This is a genomic window from Streptomyces sp. 2A115, from assembly GCF_052245575.1.
Classification (GTDB): domain Bacteria; phylum Actinomycetota; class Actinomycetes; order Streptomycetales; family Streptomycetaceae; genus Streptomyces.
In genome coordinates, this window is sequence record NZ_JBQQCG010000125.1 from 1 (window position 1) to 24,907 (window position 24,907).

The window sequence follows — 24,907 nt, forward strand, 5'->3', positions numbered from 1 at the left end:
GACCCTGCTTGCGCAGGTACATCACGACAGGCTCGTCGTGCTCCGAGGAGACGACCAGCTGCTTGATGTTGAGGATCAGGTCGGTGACGTCCTCCTTGACGCCCGGCACGGTGGTGAACTCGTGCAGGACACCGTCGACGCGGATGCTGGTGACAGCCGCACCGGGGATCGACGACAGAAGGGTCCGGCGAAGAGAGTTGCCGAGGGTGTAACCGAAGCCCGGCTCCAGCGGCTCGATCACGAACCGGGAGCGGAATTCGTCGACGACCTCTTCGGTCAACGAGGGACGCTGAGCAATCAGCACGAGGTATTGCCTCCAGTGTTTGGCGCCCATTGTGTGACGCCGTAGACACTATGAAGGCTACGGGCGATACACCCGCCCAAGAGACCGAACCGCCCGACTCCGCCCGTCTGCCGGACAGCCGACGAGCCCAGCCGGCATTCCCTCCGCCGCTGCCGGGCAGCTGACGCTTCGTCAATTCTTCCCAGCGGGCCTCGACATGATCTGCCGTCAGCCATTCCTCCATTCCTCACCGCCAAACCATTCGGGGCGATCACTTGGTTGAGATCACACCCCGACGGGAGCATCCGGCCCTTCTCGCGGCAGGCAGTTCGAGGCCCGGTACCACGGCCGACCGTGCGACGCGTCGCACGACCCGCGACGCGTCGCTCTTCGCCGGCAGCAGGCGGAAACGCTGTCGCGTCAGACGGATACCGAGTTCGGAGCGGAAGCGTGCTCCATACCTCCGGCTGTCCGCCACAGCGCGGCCGAGAGCCACACCAGGATGACGCCGACCAGGACGTGCAGCGCGCTGGTGAGCGGGGAGTCGGGCAGCGAGGTCAGGAAAGCGAACAGCGGCAGGACGACGGCGTACCCCCACGACGGGACTTTCGGCAGGACGCGGGCGCGGACCATCGCCGCTCCGAACAGGGCGCAGCCCACGGCGAACACGGTCGCGGAGCCGATGAGTACGGGGATCGTGGGGCCGGTCAGCGTCTCGTCGATGACGTCGTCGTCGAAGTAGAACAGCACCAGGTTCGAGGCGAACGCAGCGCCGCCGAACAGGCCGAGCCCGATGAGGTTCACGGTGTGGGCGATCTCCCCGAGACGCCCGCCGGCCAGGCCCTGCCGCCGGTGCAGCACGGTGATCAGCGGCAGGGCGAACGCAGTGGAGAGGGCCAGCGGGACGCTGGTCGCGGAGGTCTCCCCGGTGAACGCCTCGACCAGTCCGGGCAGGGCGATCAGCAGCCCGGCCAGCAGCCCGCACAGAGCGCCGACACGAAACGCCAATGCCGATGCCGATGGCGATGGCGATGGCGATGGCGATGGCGATGGCGATGGCGATGGCGATGGCGACTTTGGCGCCGATCCCGATGTCGATTTAGATGAGGTGATGTACGAGGACATGAGGCCACTCCGGGTGCTTGGTCTGGCTCGGACAGTGGGTCGGAGCCGTCACCGTAGGGAGCGGCGGACGGGCGGCGGGAGGTGCAGGACGTCTGCCGTCGGCAGCCGGAAGTCACCCGTCGGCAGCCGGAAGTCACCCGTTCGTGCCGTGATGGGCCGTCCGGCAGGTGCCGGTCGGCACGTGCCGACCGACCCGAACCGGCCGGAGTTTCCCCGCCGGTGTCCCTCTGCGGTCGTGTCCGGCCTAGCCTGGGGGTCCCCCCGCTCGAGCGAAGCCGAGAGTGGGGGAGGCAGCGGGTGGGGGTGCGCATGGCGGCGTATGGGCCCGTGCGGTGGGTGCCACCGCTGCTGTACGGCGCGGTGCTCGCCGGCGGTCTGTACTACGCGGCGGCGGACCTGGGCGCCGGCCCTGGGCCGACGGCTTGGCGGACGGTCGGCTTCGTCGCCGCGATCGGGGCGCTCTTCGCCCTGGAGGCGGCCGGACGCCGCCGCCCCGCTGCCCGGGTGCCGCTGCTGCTGGCGCGCTGCGGGCTCATCGGCGCGGTGGTGCTTCTCGACGCGTCGGGACTGTCCCAAGTGCTGTTCGTGCTGTTGCCGTTCACCGCCTACTTCGCCTTCGGCCGCACGACCGCGCTCGTACTGGGCGCGCTGTGCGTGGCCGGCCTGCTCACCACCTACGTGCTGACCGCGCCCGGCTGGCACCGCGATCTGGAGCGCGTGTCCGACCTGCTGATGCTCTCCGTCGGCCTGGTGCTGGCGATCTCGATGGCCGCGGTGGCCGTCGGCGAACAGCGTGCCCGGCGCGAACTGGAGGAGTACGCCGCGCGGGTCGCCGAACTGTCCGCCGCCGCCGAGCGCAACCGGCTGGCCCGGGACATCCACGACAGCCTCGGTCACCATCTCACCGCGATGTCCGTGCAGTTGGAGATGGCCTCGGACTTCCGGGCCCTTGACCCCGACGCCGCCCAGCGCGCACTGACCGAGGCGAGGCGGTCGGTGAAGCTCGCACTGGGCGACGTACGGCAGTCGGTCCGTGCGCTGCGGGGCGAGGCGGCGCACCCCGCGCTGTCGGCCGCGCTCGCCGGCCTGGCCCACAGTGGTGAGGCACGGCCGCGGGTCACCGTCGAGGTGAGCGGCGACCAGGACGGCTACAGCGCGGCCGAGCTGACCGTCCTGTACCGGGCGGCGCAGGAGGGCGTGACCAACGCGCGCCGCCATGCGCGGGCCACGCGGGTGACGGTGGTGGTCCGCCTGGCCGAGGACGCCGCGCGGCTGGTGGTGACCGATGACGGCCGGGGCTTCGCGCCGGACGCGGCCGCCGCCGGGTTCGGGCTGCTCGGGATGAGGGAGCGGGTGCACCTGGTGGCGGGGCGCGTGGACATCGACAGCGGCCCGGACCGCGGTACCCGGCTGACGGTGACCGTTCCGCGCGGGAAGATGGCGGAGACGGGGGAGAAGTGACCATGGACGACCAGGAGCCGACGCCGCCGGTACGGGTGCTGGTGGTGGACGACCAGCGGCTCATCCGGGACGGTATCGCCTCCCTGCTCTCCATCAGGCCGGGCATCGCGGTCGTCGGCACGGCCGTGGACGGCCGGGACGCCGTGGCGAAGACGCTGGAACTGGGCCCGGACGTCGTCCTGATGGACGTCCGGATGCCCGAGATGGACGGGGTCGAAGCGGTGGCCGTCCTGCGCGGCCGGGCGCCGGAGTGCAGGGTGGTGATGCTGACGACGTTCGACGACGAGGAGTACGTAGTACAGGCGCTGCGGGCCGGCGCCCACGGCTACCTGCTCAAGGACCTGCCGGCCGAGGAACTCGCACACGCGGTCCGCCTGGCGCACGCGGGCGTCACCCAGCTCGACTCTTCCATCACCCGCCACCTCACCGACTCCCTGCGCTCCCCCGGCCCCGCCTCGTCCCCCGGCCCCGCCTCGTCCCCCGGCCCCGCCCCGGCTCCCGGCCCCGCCCCGGCTCCCGCTGTCCCCCTGAGCCCGCGCGAGACGGACATCCTGCGGCTTGTGGCGCAGGGCCACACCAACCGGGAGATCGCCGAGCGGCTGTATCTCAGTGAGGGAACGGTCAAGAACCACGTCTCCCGCATCCTCAACCGTCTCGCCCTGCGCGACCGCACGCAGGCGGCACTCCGCGCCCGGGACCTCGGCCTGCTGTGACTCTTTGCCCCGTGTCGTTGGTGATCGTTCGTGATCGTTGGTGATCCGGGGGACTGTCGCCGTTGTCGGCCACGATCACAAGGCCCCACAACCCCTACGGATGAGGACGTCTCGATTGCAGTGCTTCTCACCGGCTGCGGAGGGAGCGGCGGCCAGGACGACGGCCCCGGGGAGGGGGCGGGGCCGTCGTCCACGAGTACGCCGTCGGGGGCGAGCTGCGGCGCGGGCACGCCGCCGGAGACGGAGCAGCCGTCCTCGTCCTCGCCCTCTGTCACAAGTGGATCGGCCACAAGTGGATCAGCCGCGAGTGGATCAGCCGCGAGTGGGTCAGCCGCGGTGGACGGCACCGATGTCGGCGCCTGCTTCGACGGACGCTGCGCCATCGCCGTGTCGAAGCACACGGCCATCAAGGGCGACAGCCGGTTCGGCGTCAGCGATGTCCGGGTCACGAAGATCACGGCCGATTCGGTGGTTCTCCAGGCCTCGGGCGCCGGCGCCTCCCTGAGCGCATCGGTCGGAGAAGGCGGCACCGGTGGCCTGAACGGCCTCGGCTTCCGCGTGAAGTCCCTGGACAGCGGCACGGCGGTGCTGGAGTTCCACCCCAAGGGCTGACCCCAGCACCCTCCTTCAGCGCCGACGGGCTCGGCGGATGGTGAGGATGAGCGCGGCGGACGCGGCGACGATCAGCCCGACGAAGACGGGGTGAATGTCTTTGGACAGGCTCTGCGCGCCGTCGGGCCGGACCAGCCATACGACGAGCGGGATCGCGAACGTGACGGCGAGAAGTGTGACCGCCCGCCGAACCGCTCGGTCGCCGGCGCGGACGAGCCCGCCGGCCAGTGCGATCGCGACCGGCACGATCGCGAGCAGGGCGAACTGGCCGAGAACCATGATGGGGACCGCCCAGGCCGAGACGGTCACCGACAAGGGAGTGCGCCGGCTTGCACGGGCGAGCGACTCGGGTGCGGTTGTCATGACGTTCCCCTCGTTTGGGTGAGCGCACGGCTGCGAACCCGCACCGCGCAATCCACCTGAGCTAGAAGCTTTGGCGTTCGTTAGAAGTTATAACTCGATGCGAAGAGGAGTGTCAATAGACTTCGTGATAGCCTCTAACTAAATCTTGAGGCTGCAGCGACGCAAGTGTGGAAGGTGGCAGGCCATGGCAGGACCGGGCACGAAAACCCCGCGCGAGCGCTACCGCGCCCAGGTGCGCACGGAGATCAAGGAACACGCGTGGGAGCAGCTCGCCACGGCGGGGGCGTCCGCGCTCTCCCTCAACGCGATCGCCAAGCAGATGGGCATGAGCGGACCCGCGCTCTACCGGTACTACGCCGGCCGCGACGAACTGATCACCGAGCTCATCAGGGACGCCTACCGCAGCCTCGCCGACACCTTCCGCGCGGCCGCCGAGTCCGGTGCCGGCGTGGCCACGCTGGCGCACGCCCTGCGCGGATGGGCCCTGGACGACCCCCACCGGTACTTCCTCGTCTACGGCACCCCCGTCCCCGGCTACCAGGCGCCCGACGACGTCACCGCGATCGCGTCCCAGATCATGACGGCCCTGCTCGACGCCTACACGGCGTCGGCCCCGGACAGTCCCGCGACGCCGTTCGCCGCGCACCTCGAAGACCACCGGCAGTGGGCGGACGGCCACCCCGCCCCGCCCGCGGCACTCCACCGGGCCCTGACATTCTGGACCCGGCTGCACGGCGTCCTGTCCCTGGAACTCGCGGGCCACTTCACCGGGATGGGCTTCGACCCCGCGCTGCTCTTCACCGCAGAACTGGACGACCTGACCGACGCGTAGACCCACTGAACCGACCCGTAGCCACCGGCCAGGAGTGCGTGACCTCGATGCGGGAGATGATGCGGGAGATACGGACCTCGCCGTAGTTCTTGTCGGCGCACGGCTCGGAGTTGTCGCAGTTGGCCTGCGTGTAGGCCCCTGCCTTGAAGTAGTTGGTGTCGCCGTCGTGGGAGATCCTGCGGTCTGGCTCGCGGGACCGGTCCCGGGTGGTCCGTAGGGCTCGAGCAGGTCGAGGATGTGGCGGAGCAGACCGGGCCGTAGGGCGCGGAGTGGGGTGGGACGTCGGTGGCTCTGGGCAACTCCGGCGCGACGTGGCACGATCTCGTAGGTGACCAGCAGAGCCGCCGCGACACAGCACTTGCGCGAGCTCGCGCGGCTGCGCCGTGTCCGCGACCGGATCGACCAGGAGTACGCGCAGCCGCTGGACGTGGAGGCGCTCGCCCGCGGTGTGAACATGTCGGCCGGGCACCTCAGCCGCCAGTTCCGGCTGGCCTACGGCGAGTCGCCGTACTCGTACCTGATGACGCGGCGCATCGAACGCGCGATGGCGCTGCTGCGCCGGGGCGACCTCAACGTCACCGAGGTCTGCTTCGCGGTCGGCTGCTCGTCGCTGGGCACCTTCAGCACCCGCTTCACCGAGCTGGTCGGTATGCCGCCCAGCGCCTACCGGCGCCAGGCGGCGCGCGCGACGGCGGGGATACCGTCCTGCGTGGCGAAACAGGTGACCAGACCGGTCAGGAATCGAGAAGCGCCGGCCCTCAAGCAGGACCTAGCGTGAATGCCATGGACATCACCTTTCACGCCGGCTTCCTCCCGCACGACGACGCCGAGTATCTCCCCCGCCGCGCATCCAGGCCTGCCGCGAGGTGAACGAGCCGTCGGACCGCGAGCTGCGGCGCGACGGCCGCCGGTCGGTCCGACACCTCGGCCGGGCGTGCCGCCGGACCGGACCCAGAAGCACCACGGGCCGTAGTGGCGTGGCTGCCTGAGTTCTTGCGCCGAGCCCGAGCCCGACGCCGGCCGGTGTCGGCCGAACGGGCGTCGCGCGACCGGCGCCGGCCGAAGGAACCGCGCGCCGAGCGCCGCCGCGCTCCCATCCCGGCCGACACCGCCGATCACGTAGCCAGGCAGATCACATAGCCAGGCCGGTCACGTAGCCAAGCCGGTCACATAGCCAAGCCGGTCACGTGGACAGCTGCCCGTTGCCGCGACCGCATCGACGAAGGAAACCCAGACGTACCGCTCGAAGCTTGATTAGATCGAGCCAGGCGACGCCGACGGAGACCGCGAAGGCGGCCCCGCCCGACGGATGGAGACACGATGAGCATGGCCACGAGGACGGACACGCGGTCGCCTGCGCCGCACGCTGCCGACAGCCACGACCTGATCCGCGTGCACGGCGCGCGCGTGAACAATCTCAAGGACGTCAGCATCGAGATCCCGAAGCGCCGGCTGACGGTGTTCACCGGCGTCTCCGGCTCGGGCAAGAGCTCACTGGTGTTCAGCACGATCGCCGCGGAGTCGCAGCGGATGATCAACGAGACCTACAGCGCCTTCCTGCAGGGCTTCATGCCGACGCTTGCGCGGCCCGAGGTCGACGTACTCGACGGGCTGACGACCGCGATCATCGTCGACCAGCAGCGGATGGGCGCCGACCCCCGCTCCACGGTCGGCACCGCCACCGACGCCAACGCGATGCTGCGCATCCTCTTCAGCCGCCTCGGGAAGCCGCACATCGGCCCGCCCAGCGCGTACTCCTTCAACACCGCCTCGGTCCGGGCCAGCGGCGCGATCACCGTCGAGCGCGGCAACAAGACCAAGGCCCAGAAGGCGACCTTCAACCGCACCGGCGGCATGTGCACGCGCTGCGAGGGCCGGGGCGCGGTCTCCGACATCGATCTCACCCAGCTCTACGACGACTCCAAGTCGCTCGCCGAGGGCGCGTTCACCATCCCCGGCTGGAAGTCGGACAGCACGTGGACCGTGCAGGTCTATGCACAGTCCGGCTTCGTCGACCCGGACAAGCCGATCCGTGAGTACACCAAGAAGGAGCTGCAGGCCTTCCTCTACGGGGAGCCGGTCAAGGTCAAGGTGAACGGCGTCAACCTCACCTACGAGGGGCTGATCCCCAAGATCCAGAAGTCGTTCCTGTCCAAGGACAAGGAGGCGATGCAGCCGCACATCCGGGCGTTCGTGGAGCGGGCGGTCACGTTCACCACCTGCCCCGAGTGCGAGGGCACCCGGCTCAGTGAGGGGGCTCGGTCCTCGAAGATCAAGCGGATCAGCATCGCCGACGCGTGCGCGATGGAGATCCGCGACCTGGCCGAATGGGTCCGCGGCCTCGATGAGCCGTCGGTGGCGCCGCTGCTCACCGCGCTCCTGCAGACCCTCGACTCGTTCGTGGAGATCGGTCTCGGCTACCTCTCGCTCGACCGGCCGGCGGGCACCCTGTCGGGCGGCGAGGCGCAGCGCGTCAAGATGATCCGCCACCTCGGCTCCTCGCTCACCGACGTCACGTACGTCTTCGACGAGCCCACCATCGGCCTGCACCCCCACGACATCCAGCGGATGAACAACCTGCTGCTTCGGCTGCGCGACAAGGGCAACACGGTGCTCGTCGTGGAGCACAAGCCGGAGGCGATCGCGATCGCCGACCACGTCGTCGACCTCGGCCCCGGCGCCGGTACGGCGGGCGGCACCGTCTGCTTCGAGGGCACCATCGAGGAACTGCGGGCCAGCGACACCATCACCGGCCGCCACCTGGACGACCGGGCCGCGCTGAAGGAGACGGTGCGGACGCCCAAGGGCACGCTGGAGATCCGCGGCGCCACCCGCAACAACCTGCGGGGCGTCGACGTCGACATCCCGCTCGGGGTGCTGTGCGTCGTCACCGGCGTCGCCGGCTCCGGCAAGAGCTCGCTGATCCACGGCTCCGTCCCCGCCTCCGCGGGCGTGGTGTCGGTCGACCAGGCACCGATCAAGGGCTCGCGGCGCAGCAACCCGGCGACGTACACCGGTCTGCTCGACCCGATCCGCAAGGAGTTCGCGAAGGTCAACGGCGTGAAGCCGGCACTGTTCAGCGCCAACTCCGAGGGCGCCTGCCCCACCTGCAACGGCGCCGGCGTCATCTACACGGACCTGGGAATGATGGCCGGCATCGAAACCACTTGCGAGGACTGCGAGGGGAAGAGGTTCCAGCCACTGGTCCTCGAATACACGCTCGGTGGCCGCGACATCAGCGAGGTGCTCGCGATGTCGGTGGCGGAGGCCGAGGAGTTCTTCGGCACCGGTGAGGCACGCACGCCGGCCGCGCACAAGATCCTCGAGCGGATGGACCAGGTGGGACTGGGCTACCTCACCCTCGGGCAGCCGCTCACCACGCTGTCCGGCGGCGAGCGCCAGCGGCTCAAGCTCGCGACGCACATGGGCGACAAGGGCGGGATCTACGTCCTGGACGAGCCCACCACCGGCCTCCACCTCGCCGACGTCGAGCACCTCCTCGGCCTGCTCGACCGGCTCGTCGACTCCGGCAAGACGGTCATCGTCGTCGAGCACCACCAGGCGGTCATGGCGCACGCCGACTGGATCATCGACCTCGGCCCCGGCGCCGGCCACGACGGCGGCCGGATCGTCTTCGAGGGCACACCCGCCGACCTCGTCGCCGCCGTCTCCACCCTCACGGGTGAGCACCTCGCGGCCTACGTCGCCAATTGACCGGGCCCTCGATCAATTGAAAATCGATGGGCCCCATCAATTGAAATACGATTCGAGCGTTCCGCGACGCCGGATATCGAGTGTCGCGCAGTGGAATGAGCCGCCGAACGGCGCGTAGTGCAACAGGTCGCCGGGGATCGGCTCGAATCCCCATTTTTCGAGCGCGCGCAACGTGTCGGTGTGGTGCCGCTCCGCGTGCGCCCGGCCTCTGGTAGCCACGGATCGGGTTTGCCGGACCGGGCGAAGGGCACCCGGGGCCGTACGCGCGGATGCGCGCCACCGCACTTGCCGGGCGACCGGGGTCGGGCCCGTGGCCTTGTCCGGGACCGGCCGACTCCGACGCGACGGGAGCCCGCATATGACCACCGCGGCCAACCAGCTGCGTCCCTTCGCCGGTGCCCGGGCCCCGCGCGTCGGCGTGCTGGGCTCGTACGGCGGCTTCAACCTCGGCGACGAGTCCATCCTGACCTGTGTGCTGGGCTGCCTGCGGGCCCGTCTCCCGCGAGCCCGGCTCGTCGTGTTCAGCCGGAACGCCGAGCACACCCGCGACCATCACCAGGCGACCGACGAGGTGGTGGACTGGGAGGGCGTGACCCAGGACCGGCTGCTGGACGTGCTGTCGGGCTTGGACCTGCTGGTGCTGGGCGGCGGCGGGATCCTGTACGACGGCGAGGCGCGCAGGTATCTGCGGCTGATCCGTGCGGCGCAGTCCCGCGGGGTGCGCACGTTCGCCTACGCCGTCGGTGCCGGCCCGCTGCGGGAGACCGAGGACCGGGAGGCGGTGCGTACCGTGCTGCCGGAGATGGACGAGGTGGTGGTGCGGGACGAGGAGTCCCGGCTGGTCCTTGAGGAGGTCGGGGTCGAGCGTGAGGTCTCGGTCACCGCGGATCCCGCGCTGCTGCTGTCCGCGGAGCCGTTCACCCACCGGATGATGCGGCACGAGGGCGTGCCCACCGACACGCGGCTGGTGGGGATGTCGGTGCGGGAACCCGGCCGGGCGGCCGAGAAGCTGGACGAGGGCGACTACCACGCGCTGCTCGCCGATGTCGCGGACTTCCTGATCCGGCGCCTGGACGCGCACGTGGTGTTCATGCCGATGGAGCGCCACGACGTGCGGCACGCGCACGCCGTGCTGTCCCACATGACCCAGCCGGATCAGGGACGGATCCTGAACGGCACCTACACCCCCGGGCAGCTTCTGGGGCTCATGCGCCACTTGGACCTGGCCGTCGGCATGCGTCTGCACTTCCTGATCTTCGCGGCGCTCGCCGGACTGCCGGTCCTGCCGCTCCCCTACTCGGGCAAGGTCTTCGACTTCGCGCGCCGGATGGGCGCGCCGGCGCTGGTGGGGGTGGCGCGGGAGCAGGCCGGGCTGCTGCTGGCGGAGGTGGACCGGCTCTGGGACGAGTACCCGCAGCGGCGCGAGGAGCTGCGCTCCAGGGTCCGGGATCTGCGCGAACTCGCCCGGGAGACCTGCGAGCGGTGCGGCCTCCTGCTCGACGCCGTGGACGGCGGAGTCGGCGCCGCCGCCGTCGACGACGGAGCCGGCCTCCGGCCGCAGCGGTCGGCCCTGCGCCGGTCCTCCGACGAAGGACCGGGCGACGCCGCGTAACGGCCCCGCAGAAGTGGCCCGCCGAGGAGTCGGCCGCACGCGGGCCACGGAATCGAGGAGAGGAACCCATGCCGATCCTGGAGCCGCCCGCGAAAGCCGGCACCATCACCCTGCCGCCGCGGTCCGCCTCCTACGGGGGCCGTACGGATGTCCTGGTGGTCGGGGGTGGTCCCGCCGGATGCGGCGCGGCGCTCGCCGCGTCCGCCGCCGGGGCGGATGTCGTGCTCGTCGAGCGCTACGGGTTCCTCGGCGGCAACGCGACCGTTGCGCTCGTCATGCCCCTGATGTCGTTCCACAACGAGCGGAAACAGGCCGCGTTCACCGAATCCGGGGACAACACCCGGCTGCTGCCCACCGACCACGGCGAGGGCGATCCGGTGGTCGCCGGTGTGCTCTGGCGGCTGCTTGACCGCCTCACGGCGGCCCACGGATGCGTCCCGCCCTCGGTCGAGACCGGCTACACCGTGCCGTTCGACCCGGAGATCTTCAAAATCGTCCTGCTGGAACTGATGGACGAGGCCGACGTGCGGATGCTGTTCCACTCCTTCGCTTCTACGGCGCTGCCGCTCGACGACGGCTGGCGGGTGGTCTTCGAAACCAAGTCGGGACCGGTGGCCATCGACGCCGGCGTGGTCGTGGACGGCACCGGAGACGGCGACGTCGCGGCCGCCTGCGGAGCCCCGTACGAGATCGGCCGCCCCGAGGACGGACTTGTGCAGCCGATGACGCTCATGTTCCGTGTCGCGGACTTCCTGCGGCCGCGGTTCGCCGAGTACGTCCGCGCGCATCCCGACCAATGGCGCGGCGTGCACGGCCTGTGGGACCTCGTCCAGGAGGCCACGGCGGAGACGGAACTGGAACTGCCGCGCGAGGACGTGCTGTTCTTCGCCACCCCGCACCCCGGCGAGGTCAGCGTCAACAGCACCCGCGTCACCAGGGTGCTCGGCACCAGCGTGTGGGACCTGAGCCGCGCCGAGCACACCGCCCGCCGCCAGCTGGCGCAGATCGACCACTTCCTGCGCACCCATGTCCCCGGCTTCGAGCATTCGTACGTCGTGCAGAGCGGCGTCCACATCGGCGTCCGGGAGACCCGGCGTGTGCTGGGCGACTACCAGCTGACGGGCCACGACATCCTCGCCGCGCGTCCCTTCCCCGACGCCGTCGCGCACGGCGCGTACCCGATCGACATCCACAACCCGGAGGGCACCGGCACCCTCCTCAAGCGCGTGCCCACGGGCCACTTCTACGACATTCCGCTGCGCTGTCTGCTGCCCCGGCACACGGACCGGCTGCTCGTGGCCGGGCGCTGCATCTCCGGCACGCACGTGGCGCACTCGTCGTACCGGGTCATGCCCATCGCCATGGCCACCGGCCAGGCGGCCGGCACGTGCGCGGCACTCGCGCTGCGCGACGGACGCAGCCCCCGGGACGTGCCGCACCGTCTCGTCCAGCGCGAACTGCTGCGTCAGGGTGCCCACTTGCGCACCGGTATCACCGACTCGGACCACGTCCGAGGGCCGAAGGCCGAGGGCTGAGCGCGGTGGTCGAGGTGGTGGTCGAGGTGGCCGTGCTCGTCGGGCTGCAGGCGTCGGGCAAGTCCACCTTCTACGAACAGTGCCTGCGGGACCGTTGCGCACTGGTGAGCAAGGACCTGTTCCCGCGTGGCGCCCGGGGCAAGCAGGCCCGCCAGATGCGGTTGGTCGAACAGGCGCTGGTCGCCGGCAGATCGGTGGCGGTCGACAACACCAACCCGGCCCCCGAGGAGTGGCGTCCGCTGATGGACGCCGGGCATGCCCACGGCGCCGTCGTCACCGCGTACTGGTTCCCTCCCGACCTGGCGGAGTCCCTGCGCCGCAACACCGCACGAGCGGGGCGCGCCCGTGTCCCGGACATCGGCATCCACACCACGCTGAAACGGCTGCGCAGGCCCTCGCTCGGTGACGGCTTCGATGCCGTGCTCGTCGTCCGGATCGACGGGCGCGGCGGATTCGACGTCCTGTCGGCGCCCGACAGGGCTTAGGACCATGACTCCTCGCAAAGCTCGAGCGGGTCGGTTTCACGCACCGTTTTCCCGGTGCGTTGGCTTAACGGCCACCGTGCGGGCACGCTAGTGCTGTGACTTCTATGGGCAGGTACCCCGAGCCCGGGCCTCCACCAGAGGGGCACTCGGACACCACGGACGAAGTTGGCGCCCTGCTCGAGCAGGTCAGCCAGCTCCAGGAAGGCATGTCCTCGCACGCGGTCATCGATCAGGCCATCGGCGTGACCGTCGCGCTGGGCGGGATCAGCGCCGCGGAGGCCTGGGACGTCCTGCGAGAGGCGTCGATGAACACCAACACCAAACTGCGCGTCCTCGCTGAGGCGCTGGTGGCGTGGCCCTCGGGCGGCGAACTCCCGGCCGATGTCCGCGCCGCCGTCAACGCCGGCTTGGCGGAGCGAACCCGGCCGTCCGAGTGACACGGGCTTCCCGGACGGCCACGTCTTTCTCACCTGGACCGCGGTGGCGTGGACCGGCGGTCATGACGGCGGCTCCAGCAGTTTGCGCTCGAGGTCACGCAGGTCCTTGCCGATGGAGGAGCGGACCTTTCTCGCCATGATCGGCGCGGCCGGGCGGTAGTAGCCGGTGGCGTCGCCCCGGACCCGGATGACCGCGAGCGTGCCGCGTGGATGCGGGGTGAATGTGTAGGTGATGTGCATCGGCATCGGTCCCGCCACCGACACCATGTCCAGCAGCCTCGCGGGCTCGTGCTCGGCGACTCGGAGTACGTAGTCGATGCGCTTCCCGAGGAAGTAGGCCGTGCGGGTCACCTCGGCGCCGACACCGAACCCGCCCCCGTCCGCCTCCCGGGTCAGTGCGGCCTCGCGGATGCCCTGGGTCCACTCGGCGTCGTGGCGCCAGTCCATGGCGTAGTCCGCCACCCGCTCGGGCGGAAGCGGGATCACCCGCTCCGCCCTCTCGTCGATCGTCATGGTGCCGCCTTGTCGTTGATCCCAGCGATCCCACCGATCTCGGCGAAGCCGGCGTGCCTCGGACCGCGTCGGAGGGTTCAAAGCGTTCAGGGGGTTCAGAGGGTTCAGAGTCGAGAGGCTCAGAGGGTGAAGAACGGCGGGGGCCTGCCGGTCTCCGCGTAATCCTTGAGCCGGGTCATGAGCTGACCCCAGGTGTACGCCGCCTGGGGCAGTCCGGGGTCGCCGGGCTGCCGGCCGGTGTGGCGGAACAGCACCCGGGTGCCGTCGGCGTCGGGGCACGGCGCGAGTCCGAGCGAGTACCGGACACGTGAGGCACGGACGGATAGCCGACCACCCCGCGCCGCGCTCGACGCCACGGCTTTCTTCCTGCTGGCCTCGCTCACTCGTGTGTCCTCTTCCCCGCCGCGCGGGTGTCGTCATCGGCGGTCGGGGACGGTGTACGGCCGAGGTAGCGGTACGTGAACAGGCTGCCCGCGGCCAGGACGAGAGCGGAGAGGGCCAACGTGGCGGTGTAGCCGTCGTCGAAGGCGCTTTTGGCGGCGTCCAGGAGGGGCCCGGCCTCGGTCGCGGGCAGGTCGTCGGCGGAGGCACGGGCTTCGTCGAGGCTGTCGGCGGCCGCGGCGGGCGCGCTCGCGGGGAGGGCCACGGTGTGAGTGTAGACGGCGGTCAGGAGGCTGCCGAGGACGGCGACGCCGGTCAGGCTGCCGAGCTCGTACGAGACCTCCTCGACGGAGGAGGCCATGCCGGCCCGGTGCGGAGGGGCGCCGCCGATGATCGCGGCCGACGCGGCGGCCATGGCGGAACCGAGGCCCGCGCCGGCCAGGAGCAGGCCGGGAACGACCCAGCCCGAGCTGTGCGCGGAGCTCAGTACGGGGACGGCACCCGGCGTCAGCAGGGCGGTGATCAGGATGCCCACTGTGCCGACGCCCATGCCGCCGCCGATCAGTGTGCGCACACTGACGCGGTACGCCAGGCCGCCGGCCACGATCCCTGCGGGCAGCGAGCCCAGCGCGAAGGCTCCCACGAGCAGTCCGGCGACCAAGGGGCTGTGCCCGACGACGAGTTGGAGGCGCTGGGCGAGGATGAGCTGGATTCCGGCCGTGGCGAACATCGCGAGGGCGGCGCCCAGCACGCCGATGAGCAGCTGCCGGTTTCGGAAGAGGGAGAAGTCGATGAGGGGGTAGGTCCGGGTCCGCTGGCGACGCATGAAGGCCCGGAAGCCGATGACGGAGACCCCCAGCGCCACCACGATGTGCAGGGGTGCGGGGTCCGGCTTGGTGGCTTCCTTGAGCGCGTAGACCAGGGCGACCAGACCGACCATGACGTGCAGCGAGGCGACCGGGTCCCAGGGCCGGTCCGGTCGGCCCGCGCCGCCGGGTGCGAGAAAGGCCGTCGCGACCAGGGCGAGCAGCACGACGGGGACGTTGACCAGGAACACCGAGCCCCACCAGAAGTGCTCCAGCAGAAACCCGCCGAGGACCGGGCCGATGGCGGTGCCGACCATCGCCATCGTGCCCCAGATCCCGATGGCGATGCCGCGTTCCCGCTCGTCCTCGAAGGTGATACGGATCAGCGCCAGCGTCGCGGGCATCATCGTCGCCGCGCCCACCGCCAGGAACGCCCGCCCGGCGATCAGCACCTCCGGTGACGGGGCGAACGCGGCCATCGTCGACGCCATCCCGAACAGGACCAGGCCGATCAGGAACATCCGCTTGTGGCCCACGCGGTCGCCCAGCGTGCCGGTGCCCAGCAGCAGGCCGGCCGACACCAGCGGATACGCGTTGATGATCCACAGCTTCTGCGACGCGTCGGCGTCCAGCTCGCGGGTCAGGGTCGGCAGGGCGGTGTAGAGCACCGTCATGTCCACCGAGAGCAGCAGCAGCCCCGCCGAGACGGTCACCAGGACCCACCAGCGTCGTGGCTGGCTCATGTCGTACCTCTAACTCTTGCCAATACAGCCCTGCTCAGCCCAGCCGCAGCGGACCCGTGCTGCGGCGCACGATCAGTTCCACCGGCACCACACGGTCGACGGCCGGCTCGGTCGGGCCGTCCAGTTGGGAGAGGAGGAGGCGTAGGGAGCGGGTGCCGATCTCGGGGAAGTCGGTGCGGACCGTGGTGAGCGGAGGAAGGAGGTGGGCGGCCTCGGGGATGTCGTCGTAGCCGACCACGCTGACGTCGTCGGGCACGCGGCGGCCGGCCTCGTGGAAGGCGCGCAGGACACCCAGGGCCATCTGGTCGTTGGAGGCGAACACCGCGGTGACGTCCGGGTCTTCGGCGAGCCGACAGCCCAGTTCGTAGCCGGAGTCCGCGCTCCAGTCGCCGACCAGCGGCTCGTGGATCTCGGCGCCCGCCGCCTCCAGGGTGGCCCGCCAGGCCTCTACCCGGCGGTCGGCGGACAGCCAGCCGGTGGGGCCCGCGATGTGCCGGACGGTGGCGTGGCCGAGGGCCAGCAGGTGCTCGGTGGCCATGCGCGCCCCGGCGCGGTTGTCCGCGGTGACGAAGGAGGCGTCGGTCCCGAGGTCGTTCTCCAGCACCATCAGGGGGGTGTCGAGCTGGGCCTCCGCCAGCGCCCGGCCCACCCAGCGCTGAGGTGCGATGGCGATGACGCCGTCCGCGCCCTCGGCCGACAGGGAGTCCACGGCCCGCACCAGGGTGTCCCGGTCGGCCGTGTCGAGTGCGATGGAGCTCACCAGGTAACCGGCTTCCTGGGCCGCCGTGTTGATAGCGGTCAGGATGGAGGCGGGCCCGTAGCGCGCCGCGTCGAAGGAGATCACGCCGAGCATGCGGGTCTTGCCGCTGGCCAGGGAGCGTGCGCTGCGGCTCGGGCGGTAGCCGAGCGTGCGCATGGCGGTCTGGACCGACTCGCGGGTTTCGGGGCGTACGGCCGGATTGCCGTTCAGTACGCGGGAGACGGTCTGCTTGGAGACACCGGCCAGCCGTGCCACGTCGTCCATCACCGGGCGCGCTCCCGCGAAGTTGCGTCGGCTGCGGCCCTTGGGAACGGCGCCGCCACCGGTACTTCGGGTCATGGAGGGTGCTTCCTTCGGGCTCTTCCCGGCGGTCGTGCCCCGCCCGGCTGGCCCACAGGATAGGCCGCCGGGCGGGGCGGGACGCGTGTCGGGACCTCAGCCCGGTCCGGTCGCCCAGACGCGGGCAGTGATCCACTCGACGCGCCCGACCGCGGCGGCCGCTCCCCCGGTGGCGCCGGCCTCCGTCGGCACGTACACCGGGGCGTCCGCGGGCAGGGGCAGTACCCGCAGACGCAGTCCGTCCGTGCGCAGGGCCTCGGTGGGGAGCCGGTCCAGGCCGATGTCCCAGGCGCGCCCCGAGTAGAACTGGTCGGCGACGAGCGTCTCTCCCACGTACGCGCGGGCCGCGTCCCCGGTCCAGTGGATGCGCAGGAGGGTGCCGGCGCGCGGAAGGTCGTCCGGTACGTCGATGCGGTACTCGGCCGCGGTGGTGTCGTAGTACTTGTCCGCCGGCGCGCTCGCCCGCCCCAGCACGCCGGTCACCGTCTCGGGCGCCGGGCCCGCGGGCCGGACCAGCGTGGCCGAGCCCACCATGGCGGTGTCGTGACCGTCGGTGTCCTGGCTGTCCGACCGCACCGTGTAGCGCGTGAGGACGCCGTCCGCCGTCTCCCGCACGCTCGCCCCCGCCACCACCGGAGCCCGTTCCGGCGCGGGCAGCACGGCGAACGACGGCTCTCCGGCCGGGCTGTGCACCCGTACGTCGCCCGCGTTCTCGTCGAAGACCACCCCGGCCTCGCAGAGGACCAACCGTTCGGCTCCCCAGGCGACCCCCCGGTAGGCGGTACGTGCCGTCGCCGCGTCCAGGACCAGCAGGCCGACCCGGCCGCCGCTCGCCGTTTCGACCTCGACCAGGGTGTCGGTGCCGGGACGCAGTCCGGTGATCAGGACGCGGTCCTCGACGTCCGCGAGGTCTCCGGACGGCACGCTGACCGACGTCAACGTACGGGCGGCCAGGGCCAGTTCGATCGGGATGCCGTCCGCCGCGGCCAGCACCAGGACCGTACGCCCGTGGTCGTCGACCGTGCACACCGGCTGGGCGGTGGCCCAGTCGAGCCGCAGGCCGCCCACGTCGAGGCGAAGTGGCCAGCAGAAGTAGGCACTTGAGGGGACAGTGACCGGCGTGCTGGGGAATGTCAGTGCGGGCGCGTCCGGGAACTCGACCGTGAAGGAGGTCTCCGGGTGGGCGGGCAGTGGCTCGTGCGGCTGGTGGTTGTTGACGAACAGGAAGCCCGAGCCCGAGGCGGCGTCGCCGCGGACCGCCCAGCGCAGGGTGGCCCGGTCGTCCTGGCCCGCCGGCTGTCTCTCGGGGAGCGCGGACTCCATGGGTGCGATCAGATGGCCGTAGTCGGCCAACAGCAGGTGCTGGAGGCGGAGTTCGTGGTACGAGGGCCGGTACTGGCCGTACTCGCCGAGCGGTGCCTGGAAGTCGTACGTCAGGACGGGGAGGTCGTTGGGGTAGTCGGTGGCGTGGGACTCCTGGAGAGTGGTCAGCTCGCCTGCCGGGTTCGTACCGCCGTGGAACATGTAGTAGCCCTGCCACACCGAGCCGCAGCCGATCTTGGTGAGACCGAGGGCACCGATGTCGGCCGCCTCGACACGCGGGCGGCGGTGGTAGGCGACGGCCATCCCGCCGCCCAACTCGCAGGTGGCCCAGGGGAACCGGTCCGCGAGCTCCTCCGGGTCGCCGCCCCGTACGGTCGTCGGGCGCAGGTCGGCGCCGATGCCCTCGTCGTCGCGCTGGTGGGTGAAGAAGAAGTGCTTGCGGCAGGTGTCGGGCCAGCCGCCGTCCGCCTCGGTCCAGAAGGTCTCCGGGTAGCCGCCGTAGAGCGGGAGCAGTTCGTCGGGCGGGAGTTGAACGCCGCCCCAGGCGGTTGATGTCCACAGGGGCGCGCTCAAGCCCGCGTCCTGCGCGATCCGCTTGAGAGTGAGCAGGTGGTCCGGCTGGTCGTAGAGCTCGTTCTCGATCTGGATCGCGACGATCGGGCCGCCGCAGGCGCGGTCGAGGCCGCGCAGCTGCTCGGCGATCGCCGCGTACCAGGTGCGTACGGGTGCCAGGTACGCGGGATCATCCGTGCGGGGCGTGCAGTCGCCGGCCAGCAACCAGTCGGGCAGGCCGCCGTTCCGTACCTCCGCGTGGCTCCAGGGGCCGATGCGGGGGATGAAGTCCAGCCCGTGCCGGGCGCAGAGTTCGGCGAAGCGGCGCAGGTCGCGGTCGCCGTCGAAGCGGATGCGGCCCTCGACCTCCTCGTGGTGGATCCAGATGACATAACTGGCGACGGCGGTCACCCCGCCCGCCTTCATCTTCAGCAGCTCCTCCTCCCAGTGCCGGGCGGCGTGGCGGGTGTAGTGGAACTCTCCGGAGACCGGGAACCACGGGCGGCCGCCGCGGGTCAGGTAGCGGCTGGTCACCTCGATCGGGTCGGGGACCCCCGGAGCGTCGGTGAAGGGCAGGTGACCGGTCAGCGGGCGTACGGCCGTGGCGGGGAAGCGCAGGCGGTGCGCCTTTTCATGCGGTTCATGCGGTTCATGCGGTTCATGCGGTTCATGCGGTTCATGTGGTTCTGGTTCATGTGGTTCATGCGGTTTATGCGATTGGTGTGGTTCATGCGGCATCAGGGGTTCACCGGTCCGAGGTCAGGGGTGTCGGTGAGCAGCGCGCGCGTGCCGGTGGTGGCCTGGAGTTCCAGCAGGACCAGCTCGTTGGCGCCGGGGCGCAGGACGGGCGCCGGGACGTACAACGTGCGCTGCGGGCCGCGGTTCCAGTAGCGGCCGAGGTGGAAGCCGTTGACCCAGGCCTGGCCCTTGGTCCAGCCGGGCAGGGAGAGGAAGGTGTCGGCGGGGGTGCCGACCTCGAAGGTGCCCTGGTGGAAGGCGGGCCCGGCGTCCGTGGGCGCGTCGTCGGACGTCGGGGCGAAGGGCACGGCGCTCAGGTTGTCCAGGGTCAGGGGGTGGCAGTCCCAGCCGTGCAGGGCGGTGCCGTTGAAGGTGACCGGGCCGAGCAGGCCCTTGGGGGCGCCGATGCGCGGGCCGTAGTTGACGCCGCCCATGTTCTCGACGAGCACGTCCAGCGTGGCGCCGGGGTGCGGGACGCGGACGGGCAGGGTCTCTTCGTGGCGTTCGCGTTCGAGTACGCCGACGGGGGCGCCGTCCACGAAGACCTGGGCACGGTCGCCGACGCCGCCCGCGAAGTGCAGCAGGCCGTCGGCCGCGACGGGGACCGTGGTGCGGTAGAGCACGTATCCGGCCCGAAGCTCCAGTTCGTTCATCGTCACCGGGTCGGCGTCGGCACGGACGGGCTTGGCGAGGGCGGTCGCGTGCGGGAGCAGCGGGGCTCGGCGGTCCAACTCGACGGTGGTGAGCGGGAGTTTGGCGCCCGGTGCCGGGACCGGCTCCTCGGGAACGGGTGCGTGGCGAGCGATCACCTCGCGGAAGGCGTGGTACTTGGGGCCCGGGTCGCCGCTTTCGGTGAGCGCGGCGTCGTAGTCGTACGACGTGACGATCGGCGCGTACGCGTGGTCGTGGTTGGCGCCGTTGGTGAAGGCGAAGTTGGTGCCGCCGTGGAACATGTAGATGTTCACGGACGCGCCCGCCGACAGCAGCCGGTCGAGGTCGGCGGCGGCGTCGGCCGCGTCGCGCACGTGGTGCGGTTCGCCCCAGTGGTCGAACCAGCCGATCCAGAACTCCGCGCACATCAGCGGGCCTTCGGGCTGGTGCGCCCGGAGCTGCTCCAGTGAGTGCGCGACCTTGCTGCCGAAGGTCGCGGTGGCGAACGTGCCGGGCAGGCCGCCGGCCTTCAGGTGCTCGGGGTTGGCCTGGTCGCAGGTGAAGAGCAGCTCGTCGATGCCGCGCGAGCGCAGGGACTGGGCGAGGTGTTCGAGGTACGCGGTGTCGGTGCCGTACGCCCCGTACTCGTTCTCCACCTGTACGGCGATCACCGGGCCGCCCGACGCGGCGAGGTGCGGCAGGAGCGGGGGCAGCAGCAGGTCGAGGTAGCGGTCGAGCGCGTCCGTGAAGCGGGGGTCGCTGGTGCGTAGCCGGATGTCGGGGTCCTCGGTGAGCCAGGAGGGCAGGCCGCCGCCGTCCCACTCGGCGCAGATGTACGGGCCGGGGCGGAGCAGCACGTGCAGGCCTTCCGCCTGGGCGAGCCGCAGGTAGCGCGGCAGGTCGAGGAGGCCGTCGAGGTCGAGCGGGCCGTCGGGGTCGGGCTGGTGGAGGTTCCACGGTACGTACGTCTCCACCGTGTTGAGGCCCATCAGGCGGGCTTTGCGGAGCCGGTCGGCCCACTGGTCGGGGTGGATGCGGAAGTAGTGCATCGCGCCGGAGATGATCCTGAACGGCTCGCCGTGCAGCAGGAAACCGTCGGAGGACGTGGTCAGAGCGGACATACGGAAGTTCCTTTCGGTTCAGTCGGTTTCATTGGGCTTTATTCGGTTTCAGGCGATTTCTTGCTGGTTCAACCGAGGTCGACTGAGACCAACTGATTCAGGCATGGGGGTGTTCTTCAGCGGTGGTCGGCGGTTCGCGTCGCACGGATCAGCCACACCGTGGCCGCCAGGCACAGCGCCGAGACGACGCACAGCAGGAGCGGCACGGCGCGGATCCCGGACCACTCGATGGCCTTGCCGAGCGCCGGTCCCGCGGCGACCCCGCCGACCATGGACGCGGCGATGACCGTCGCGCCCGCCCGGCGGGCCCGCGGAGCGGCCTTGTTGAGCCACGGGAGCCCGGTGGGGAAGATCGGCGCGATGAACAGACCGACACCCGCGTACGCGTAGGGGGCGAGGCCCGGCACCGCGGCCAGCAGCAGGCAGACGGTCATGCCCGCGCACGAGACCGTGATGATGGCCTGGGCCGAGTAGCGCAGCGCGATCGGTGCGACGAGGAAGCGGCCGACGGTCATCATCAGCCAGTACACGGAGGTGGCCGTGGCGGCCGCACCGGCGCCGTAACCGACCGTCTCCAGATGCGTGGGCTCCCAGCCGCCGACGCCCGCCTCGATACCCACGTGCAGGACGTACAGCGTGACGAACACGGCGAGTACGGAGCCCAGACTGCGGCCGAGGACCCGCCCGTCGCCGGCCTCCGGCGCACCGGCCGGCCGCGCCTCACCGGTCGGCGGCGGCGCGTGGTCGCGTACGCCCTTGAGGCACAGCAGCAGCGGCAGGTTGGCGAGCGCGAAACCGAGGAAGACCGCCGGGTAGTGCTCGGCGCCGACCAGGCCGATCAGTGCCGGGCCGAGGATCGCGCCCACGCCGAAGTGCGCGTTGAGAACGTTGAGCATGGCGGTCGAGCGGCGGCCGAACCCGATGGCGAACAACTGGTTGAGGCCGTAGTCGATACCGCCGAAACCGAGTCCGGCGAGCAGGGCCGCGGCCAGGCCCACCGGCCAGTTCGGCGCCAGCGCGAAACCCGCCGCGCCGACGGCCATCAGCAGGTACGAGGCGCCGAGGAGCTGCCGGTTGCCGAGCCTGCCGTACAGCCGGTCGAAGAGCAGCACACCGGCGACACCGCCGACGAAGTGCGCGCTCAGCCCGAGTCCGGCACCGGAGGGCGAGAGCCCGAAATCCTCCCGGAACGCGGGGATCGCCGGCCCGTACAGCGCCTGGAGCGCACCGATGAGGACGAAGCCCACGCAGGACGCGACGACGGCGGCCGTACTGAACACGGGGGTACCCGCGGCGACTTGGGCCTTCGTGACCGACTGGGCGGTCGACTGGTCGGTCACGTGGTCTCCAGATGACGGCCCACGGTTCCGTGGGCGAAGGACATGCTCATGCGCTCCGCCGAACCATGATGTTACCGGTAACTCAATGCCGTCAATATCTCCGCACGCTTCTCTCCCGGAGGGGTCGGGAGGGTCGGGGACGGGTCCGGGGCGGGTCCAGGAATGCCGATGGGCCGCACTGATCGCGGTCCGTCCAGACCCCGGCCAACTCGCCTCAGCGACCCCCACGCACCCGCAGCCGTCGAACCGCCCCCGCCCGTACGGTCAGGCCCGAACCGTCCCCGCCCGCACGGTCAGGCCGACGTGCGCTTTCGGGAGGTCGCCTTCTTCGCCGTCGCCTTCTTCGCGGCCGTCTTCTTGTCGGCCGCGCCGGCGGCGGTCTTGGCCGCGGATTTCTTGGCCGCGGTTGTCTTCTTCGCGGCCGTCTTCTTCGCCGTGGAGGTCGACTTCTTGCCGGACGCCTGTTTGGGGGCGGAGCGTGACGACTTGCGGAGTTGCTTGACCTCGCCCTCGCCCTCGGCCTCACCGCCGGAGGCCTCCTCGCCTCGCGCGACCCGGGCCTGGCTGACGCTCTTCTCCAGGGCGGACATGAGGTCGATGACCTTGCCGCCGCCCCGCCCGGCGGCAGGGGCGGAGGGAACCTTCTCGCCGGAGGCCTTGGCGGTGATGAGTTCCTCGACGGCCTCGCGGTAGTCGTCGTGGAGGTCGACCAGGTCGACCTCACCGAGGGTGTCCATGAGGGCGTCAGCGAGGTCCAGTTCCTTGTCACGGACGGTGACGCTCGCGTCCGGCGCGACCGCGTCGGTGGCGCGGATCTCGTCGGGCCAGAGGAGGCCGTGCATGGCGATGACGTCGTCGACCACGCGCAGCATGCCGAGCCGCTCACGCCCGCGCAGGGCGTACTTCGCGATGGCCACCTTCTGGCTCCGCTTCAGCGCCTCGCGCAACAGCGTGTACGGCTTCGCCGCGGGAACCCCGCTCGCTTCGAGGTAGTACGCCGTGTCCATCTGGAGCGGGTCGATCCGGTCGGCCGGCACGAAGGCCACGATCTCGATCGTCCTGGCCGTCGGGATGGGCAGCGAGGCCAGATCGTCGTCGGTGATCGGGATGATCGTGCCGTCCGGCTCCTCGTACCCCTTGCCGATCTCCGCGGACGTGACCTCGCGCTCCTCCAGCTCACACACCTTGCGGTAGCGGATACGGCCGCCGTCCTCGGTGTGGATCTGGCGGAAGGAGATCGAATGACTCTCCGTGGCGTTCACCAGCTTGATCGGGATGCTGACCAGGCCGAAGGAGATGGCGCCGTTCCAGATGGATCTCACACTCGACACCTTTCAGGTCTATTTGTCCCGATTACGTGGGATTCTCATCGTATGACGACAATCACGGAGGTGGAGGGGCGAAGGGTAACGCTGAGCAACCTGGCGAAGGTCCTCCACCCGGCGACGGGCTTCACCAAGGGTGAGCTGCTGCACTACTACGCGACGACGGCGGAGGCACTCCTGCCCCACCTCCGCGACCGGCCGGTGTCCTTCCTGCGCTACCCCGACGGCCCCGACGGCCAGGTCTTCTTCACGAAGAACGTTCCGCCCGGTACGCCCGACTGGGTCAGCACGACCGAGGTTCCCCGTTCGGAGGGCCCCGCCCGCATGGTCCTGGTCCAGGACCTGGCCTCCCTGATGTGGGCGGCGAACCTGGTCACCGAGTTCCACACCCCGCAGTGGCGCGCACACGCCCCCGACCAGGCCGATCGCCTGGTCTTCGACCTGGACCCCGGCTCCCCCGCCACGATCGTCGAGTGCTGCGAGGTCGCCCTCTGGCTCCGCGAACGCCTCGCGGCGGACGGCCTGAACGCCTACGCGAAGACCTCCGGCTCCAAGGGCCTCCACCTCCTGGCCTCCCTGAAGCCGACCCCCTCCACCGAGGTCACCGCCTACGCCAGGTCCCTGGCCGTGGAGGCCCAGGCCGACCTCCCCGACCTCGTCACCCACCGCATGACCCGCAGCCTCCGCCCCACAAAGGTCTTCGTCGACTTCAGCCAGAACGCGGCCCGCAAAACCACGGCAACCCCGTACACCCTCCGCGCCCGCCCCACCCCCACCGTCTCCACCCCGGTGACATGGGAGGAGGTCGAGTCCTGCACCGACCCGGCCCAACTCACCTTCCACGCCCACGACATGGCTCCCCGCCTGGACCGCCACGGCGACCTGCTGAAGCCACTGTTCGACGAGCGCGCCACGCTGCCGCTCCGCTAGGGGCGCGGCTGCGGGTGGCTGGGGGCTTGTCGCGCAGTTCCCCGCGCCCCTGGGGTGTGTGGGGGGTCGGGGCCGTGCCGGGGCATCCGACCGCCGCTCTGAGGTAGTTGGGTGGGCCGGGAAGCGCGGCGCTCGGACGCCCCGGCACGTCCCCTCGCGCCGACGGAAGGCTGCGGACGGGTGGGGGCCGAGGCCCCTTCAGGGGCGCGGGGA

At 70.9% G+C, this 24,907-nt stretch carries 21 protein-coding genes and 2 pseudogenes; 11 read left to right on the forward strand and 12 right to left on the reverse strand.

The window, feature by feature from the left end:
- Both ACTWQR_RS51850 and ACTWQR_RS51855 read right to left on the reverse strand, forming a co-directional pair.
- Positions 1-304 (reverse strand): annotated as a pseudogene (locus tag ACTWQR_RS51850) (DNA-directed RNA polymerase subunit alpha); the annotation flags it as partial.
- 399 nt (positions 305-703) lie between these two features.
- Positions 704-1,291, reverse strand: coding sequence for a hypothetical protein (locus tag ACTWQR_RS51855; RefSeq protein ID WP_443234338.1), 588 nt, complete (start codon positions 1,289-1,291; stop codon positions 704-706).
- A 414-nt stretch (positions 1,292-1,705) separates the two neighbouring features.
- On the opposite strand from ACTWQR_RS51855, the gene ACTWQR_RS51860 reads away from it, so the two are divergent.
- The 3 genes from ACTWQR_RS51860 to ACTWQR_RS51870 all read left to right on the forward strand — a co-directional run bounded on the left by ACTWQR_RS51860 (position 1,706) and on the right by ACTWQR_RS51870 (position 4,194).
- A complete protein-coding gene (locus tag ACTWQR_RS51860; RefSeq protein WP_443234339.1) occupies positions 1,706-2,869 on the forward strand; it encodes a sensor histidine kinase in 1,164 nt (387 codons plus the stop codon).
- Between the two features lie 2 nt (positions 2,870-2,871).
- Complete coding sequence (locus tag ACTWQR_RS51865) at positions 2,872-3,582, forward strand: response regulator (protein ID WP_443234340.1); 711 nt, start codon at positions 2,872-2,874, stop codon at positions 3,580-3,582.
- A gap of 336 nt (positions 3,583-3,918) precedes the next feature.
- Positions 3,919-4,194 (forward strand): hypothetical protein, encoded by a 276-nt coding sequence (locus ACTWQR_RS51870; RefSeq protein ID WP_443234341.1) that lies wholly within the window; start codon positions 3,919-3,921, stop codon positions 4,192-4,194.
- Between the two features lie 15 nt (positions 4,195-4,209).
- On the opposite strand, the gene ACTWQR_RS51875 is transcribed toward ACTWQR_RS51870, so the two are convergent.
- On the reverse strand, positions 4,210-4,557 hold the full coding sequence (locus ACTWQR_RS51875) for a hypothetical protein (protein WP_443234342.1): 348 nt from the start codon (positions 4,555-4,557) through the stop codon (positions 4,210-4,212).
- A gap of 184 nt (positions 4,558-4,741) precedes the next feature.
- Here ACTWQR_RS51875 and ACTWQR_RS51880 point away from each other — a divergent pair, with 184 nt between their 5' ends.
- From ACTWQR_RS51880 to ACTWQR_RS51890, 3 genes are all read left to right on the forward strand, one after another.
- The gene (locus ACTWQR_RS51880; protein ID WP_443234343.1) at positions 4,742-5,389 is read left to right on the forward strand and encodes a TetR/AcrR family transcriptional regulator; all 648 of its coding nucleotides are present in this window, start codon (positions 4,742-4,744) and stop codon (positions 5,387-5,389) included.
- 328 nt (positions 5,390-5,717) lie between these two features.
- Positions 5,718-6,167 carry a helix-turn-helix transcriptional regulator gene (locus tag ACTWQR_RS51885; protein ID WP_443234344.1) on the forward strand — a complete coding sequence of 150 codons (450 nt, stop codon included), beginning with the start codon at positions 5,718-5,720 and terminating at the stop codon, positions 6,165-6,167.
- 542 nt (positions 6,168-6,709) lie between these two features.
- Positions 6,710-9,103: an ATP-binding cassette domain-containing protein gene (locus tag ACTWQR_RS51890; protein WP_443234345.1), complete on the forward strand. Its 2,394-nt coding sequence runs from the start codon at positions 6,710-6,712 to the stop codon at positions 9,101-9,103.
- A gap of 36 nt (positions 9,104-9,139) precedes the next feature.
- On the opposite strand, the pseudogene ACTWQR_RS51895 reads toward ACTWQR_RS51890, so the two are convergent.
- Positions 9,140-9,307 (reverse strand): annotated as a pseudogene (locus ACTWQR_RS51895) (amidinotransferase); the annotation flags it as partial.
- 154 nt (positions 9,308-9,461) lie between these two features.
- Here ACTWQR_RS51895 and ACTWQR_RS51900 point away from each other — a divergent pair.
- The 4 genes from ACTWQR_RS51900 to ACTWQR_RS51915 all read left to right on the forward strand — a co-directional run bounded on the left by ACTWQR_RS51900 (position 9,462) and on the right by ACTWQR_RS51915 (position 13,172).
- Entirely contained in the window at positions 9,462-10,715 is a 1,254-nt protein-coding gene (locus ACTWQR_RS51900; RefSeq protein WP_443234346.1) for a polysaccharide pyruvyl transferase family protein, read from the forward strand.
- Between the two features lie 68 nt (positions 10,716-10,783).
- Positions 10,784-12,250 carry an FAD-dependent oxidoreductase gene (locus tag ACTWQR_RS51905; protein WP_443234347.1) on the forward strand — a complete coding sequence of 489 codons (1,467 nt, stop codon included), beginning with the start codon at positions 10,784-10,786 and terminating at the stop codon, positions 12,248-12,250.
- A 5-nt stretch (positions 12,251-12,255) separates the two neighbouring features.
- On the forward strand, positions 12,256-12,735 hold the full coding sequence (locus ACTWQR_RS51910; protein ID WP_443234348.1) for an AAA family ATPase: 480 nt from the start codon (positions 12,256-12,258) through the stop codon (positions 12,733-12,735).
- A gap of 104 nt (positions 12,736-12,839) precedes the next feature.
- Positions 12,840-13,172, forward strand: a complete 333-nt coding sequence (locus ACTWQR_RS51915; protein ID WP_443234357.1) for an ANTAR domain-containing protein — start codon at positions 12,840-12,842, stop codon at positions 13,170-13,172.
- 60 nt (positions 13,173-13,232) lie between these two features.
- Here ACTWQR_RS51915 and ACTWQR_RS51920 read toward each other — a convergent pair whose 3' ends face one another.
- The 8 genes from ACTWQR_RS51920 to ku form a co-directional block, all read right to left on the reverse strand.
- A complete protein-coding gene (locus tag ACTWQR_RS51920; protein WP_443234349.1) occupies positions 13,233-13,685 on the reverse strand; it encodes an SRPBCC family protein in 453 nt (150 codons plus the stop codon).
- 119 nt (positions 13,686-13,804) lie between these two features.
- The gene (locus ACTWQR_RS51925; RefSeq protein WP_443234350.1) at positions 13,805-14,068 is read right to left on the reverse strand and encodes a hypothetical protein; all 264 of its coding nucleotides are present in this window, start codon (positions 14,066-14,068) and stop codon (positions 13,805-13,807) included.
- Positions 14,065-15,615, reverse strand: a complete 1,551-nt coding sequence (locus ACTWQR_RS51930) for an MFS transporter (protein ID WP_443234351.1) — start codon at positions 15,613-15,615, stop codon at positions 14,065-14,067. Before ACTWQR_RS51930 ends, ACTWQR_RS51925 begins: the two co-directional genes overlap by 4 nt.
- Before the next feature lie 34 nt (positions 15,616-15,649).
- Positions 15,650-16,714 (reverse strand): LacI family DNA-binding transcriptional regulator, encoded by a 1,065-nt coding sequence (locus tag ACTWQR_RS51935; RefSeq protein ID WP_443234352.1) that lies wholly within the window; start codon positions 16,712-16,714, stop codon positions 15,650-15,652.
- A gap of 96 nt (positions 16,715-16,810) precedes the next feature.
- Complete coding sequence (locus tag ACTWQR_RS51940; RefSeq protein WP_443234358.1) at positions 16,811-19,207, reverse strand: beta-galactosidase; 2,397 nt, start codon at positions 19,205-19,207, stop codon at positions 16,811-16,813.
- A gap of 119 nt (positions 19,208-19,326) precedes the next feature.
- Positions 19,327-21,099: a beta-galactosidase gene (locus ACTWQR_RS51945; RefSeq protein WP_443234353.1), complete on the reverse strand. Its 1,773-nt coding sequence runs from the start codon at positions 21,097-21,099 to the stop codon at positions 19,327-19,329.
- 116 nt (positions 21,100-21,215) lie between these two features.
- Positions 21,216-22,439 carry an MFS transporter gene (locus tag ACTWQR_RS51950; RefSeq protein ID WP_443234354.1) on the reverse strand — a complete coding sequence of 408 codons (1,224 nt, stop codon included), beginning with the start codon at positions 22,437-22,439 and terminating at the stop codon, positions 21,216-21,218.
- Between the two features lie 293 nt (positions 22,440-22,732).
- Complete coding sequence (gene ku / locus ACTWQR_RS51955; RefSeq protein ID WP_443234355.1) at positions 22,733-23,761, reverse strand: non-homologous end joining protein Ku; 1,029 nt, start codon at positions 23,759-23,761, stop codon at positions 22,733-22,735.
- Positions 23,762-23,812: 51 nt separating this feature from the next.
- Between ku and ligD the strand changes: the two genes are divergently transcribed.
- Positions 23,813-24,694 (forward strand): non-homologous end-joining DNA ligase, encoded by an 882-nt coding sequence (ligD, locus tag ACTWQR_RS51960; RefSeq protein WP_443234356.1) that lies wholly within the window; start codon positions 23,813-23,815, stop codon positions 24,692-24,694.
- The last annotated feature ends 213 nt before the right edge of the window (positions 24,695-24,907 follow it).

Bases quoted from the DNA above. Each gene is read 5' to 3' on its own strand.
- ACTWQR_RS51865 (WP_443234340.1), top strand. From the start codon at position 2,872: ATGGACGACCAGGAGCCGACGCCGCCGGTACGGGTGCTGGTGGTGGAC.
- ACTWQR_RS51915 (WP_443234357.1), top strand. From the start codon at position 12,840: ATGGGCAGGTACCCCGAGCCCGGGCCTCCACCAGAGGGGCACTCGGAC.
- ACTWQR_RS51945 (WP_443234353.1), bottom strand. From the start codon at position 21,099: ATGTCCGCTCTGACCACGTCCTCCGACGGTTTCCTGCTGCACGGCGAG.
- ACTWQR_RS51880 (WP_443234343.1), top strand. From the start codon at position 4,742: ATGGCAGGACCGGGCACGAAAACCCCGCGCGAGCGCTACCGCGCCCAG.
- ACTWQR_RS51890 (WP_443234345.1), top strand. From the start codon at position 6,710: ATGAGCATGGCCACGAGGACGGACACGCGGTCGCCTGCGCCGCACGCT.
- ACTWQR_RS51900 (WP_443234346.1), top strand. From the start codon at position 9,462: ATGACCACCGCGGCCAACCAGCTGCGTCCCTTCGCCGGTGCCCGGGCC.
- ACTWQR_RS51920 (WP_443234349.1), bottom strand. From the start codon at position 13,685: ATGACGATCGACGAGAGGGCGGAGCGGGTGATCCCGCTTCCGCCCGAG.
- ACTWQR_RS51935 (WP_443234352.1), bottom strand. From the start codon at position 16,714: ATGACCCGAAGTACCGGTGGCGGCGCCGTTCCCAAGGGCCGCAGCCGA.
- ACTWQR_RS51875 (WP_443234342.1), bottom strand. From the start codon at position 4,557: ATGACAACCGCACCCGAGTCGCTCGCCCGTGCAAGCCGGCGCACTCCC.
- ACTWQR_RS51905 (WP_443234347.1), top strand. From the start codon at position 10,784: ATGCCGATCCTGGAGCCGCCCGCGAAAGCCGGCACCATCACCCTGCCG.
- ligD (WP_443234356.1), top strand. From the start codon at position 23,813: ATGACGACAATCACGGAGGTGGAGGGGCGAAGGGTAACGCTGAGCAAC.
- ACTWQR_RS51930 (WP_443234351.1), bottom strand. From the start codon at position 15,615: ATGAGCCAGCCACGACGCTGGTGGGTCCTGGTGACCGTCTCGGCGGGG.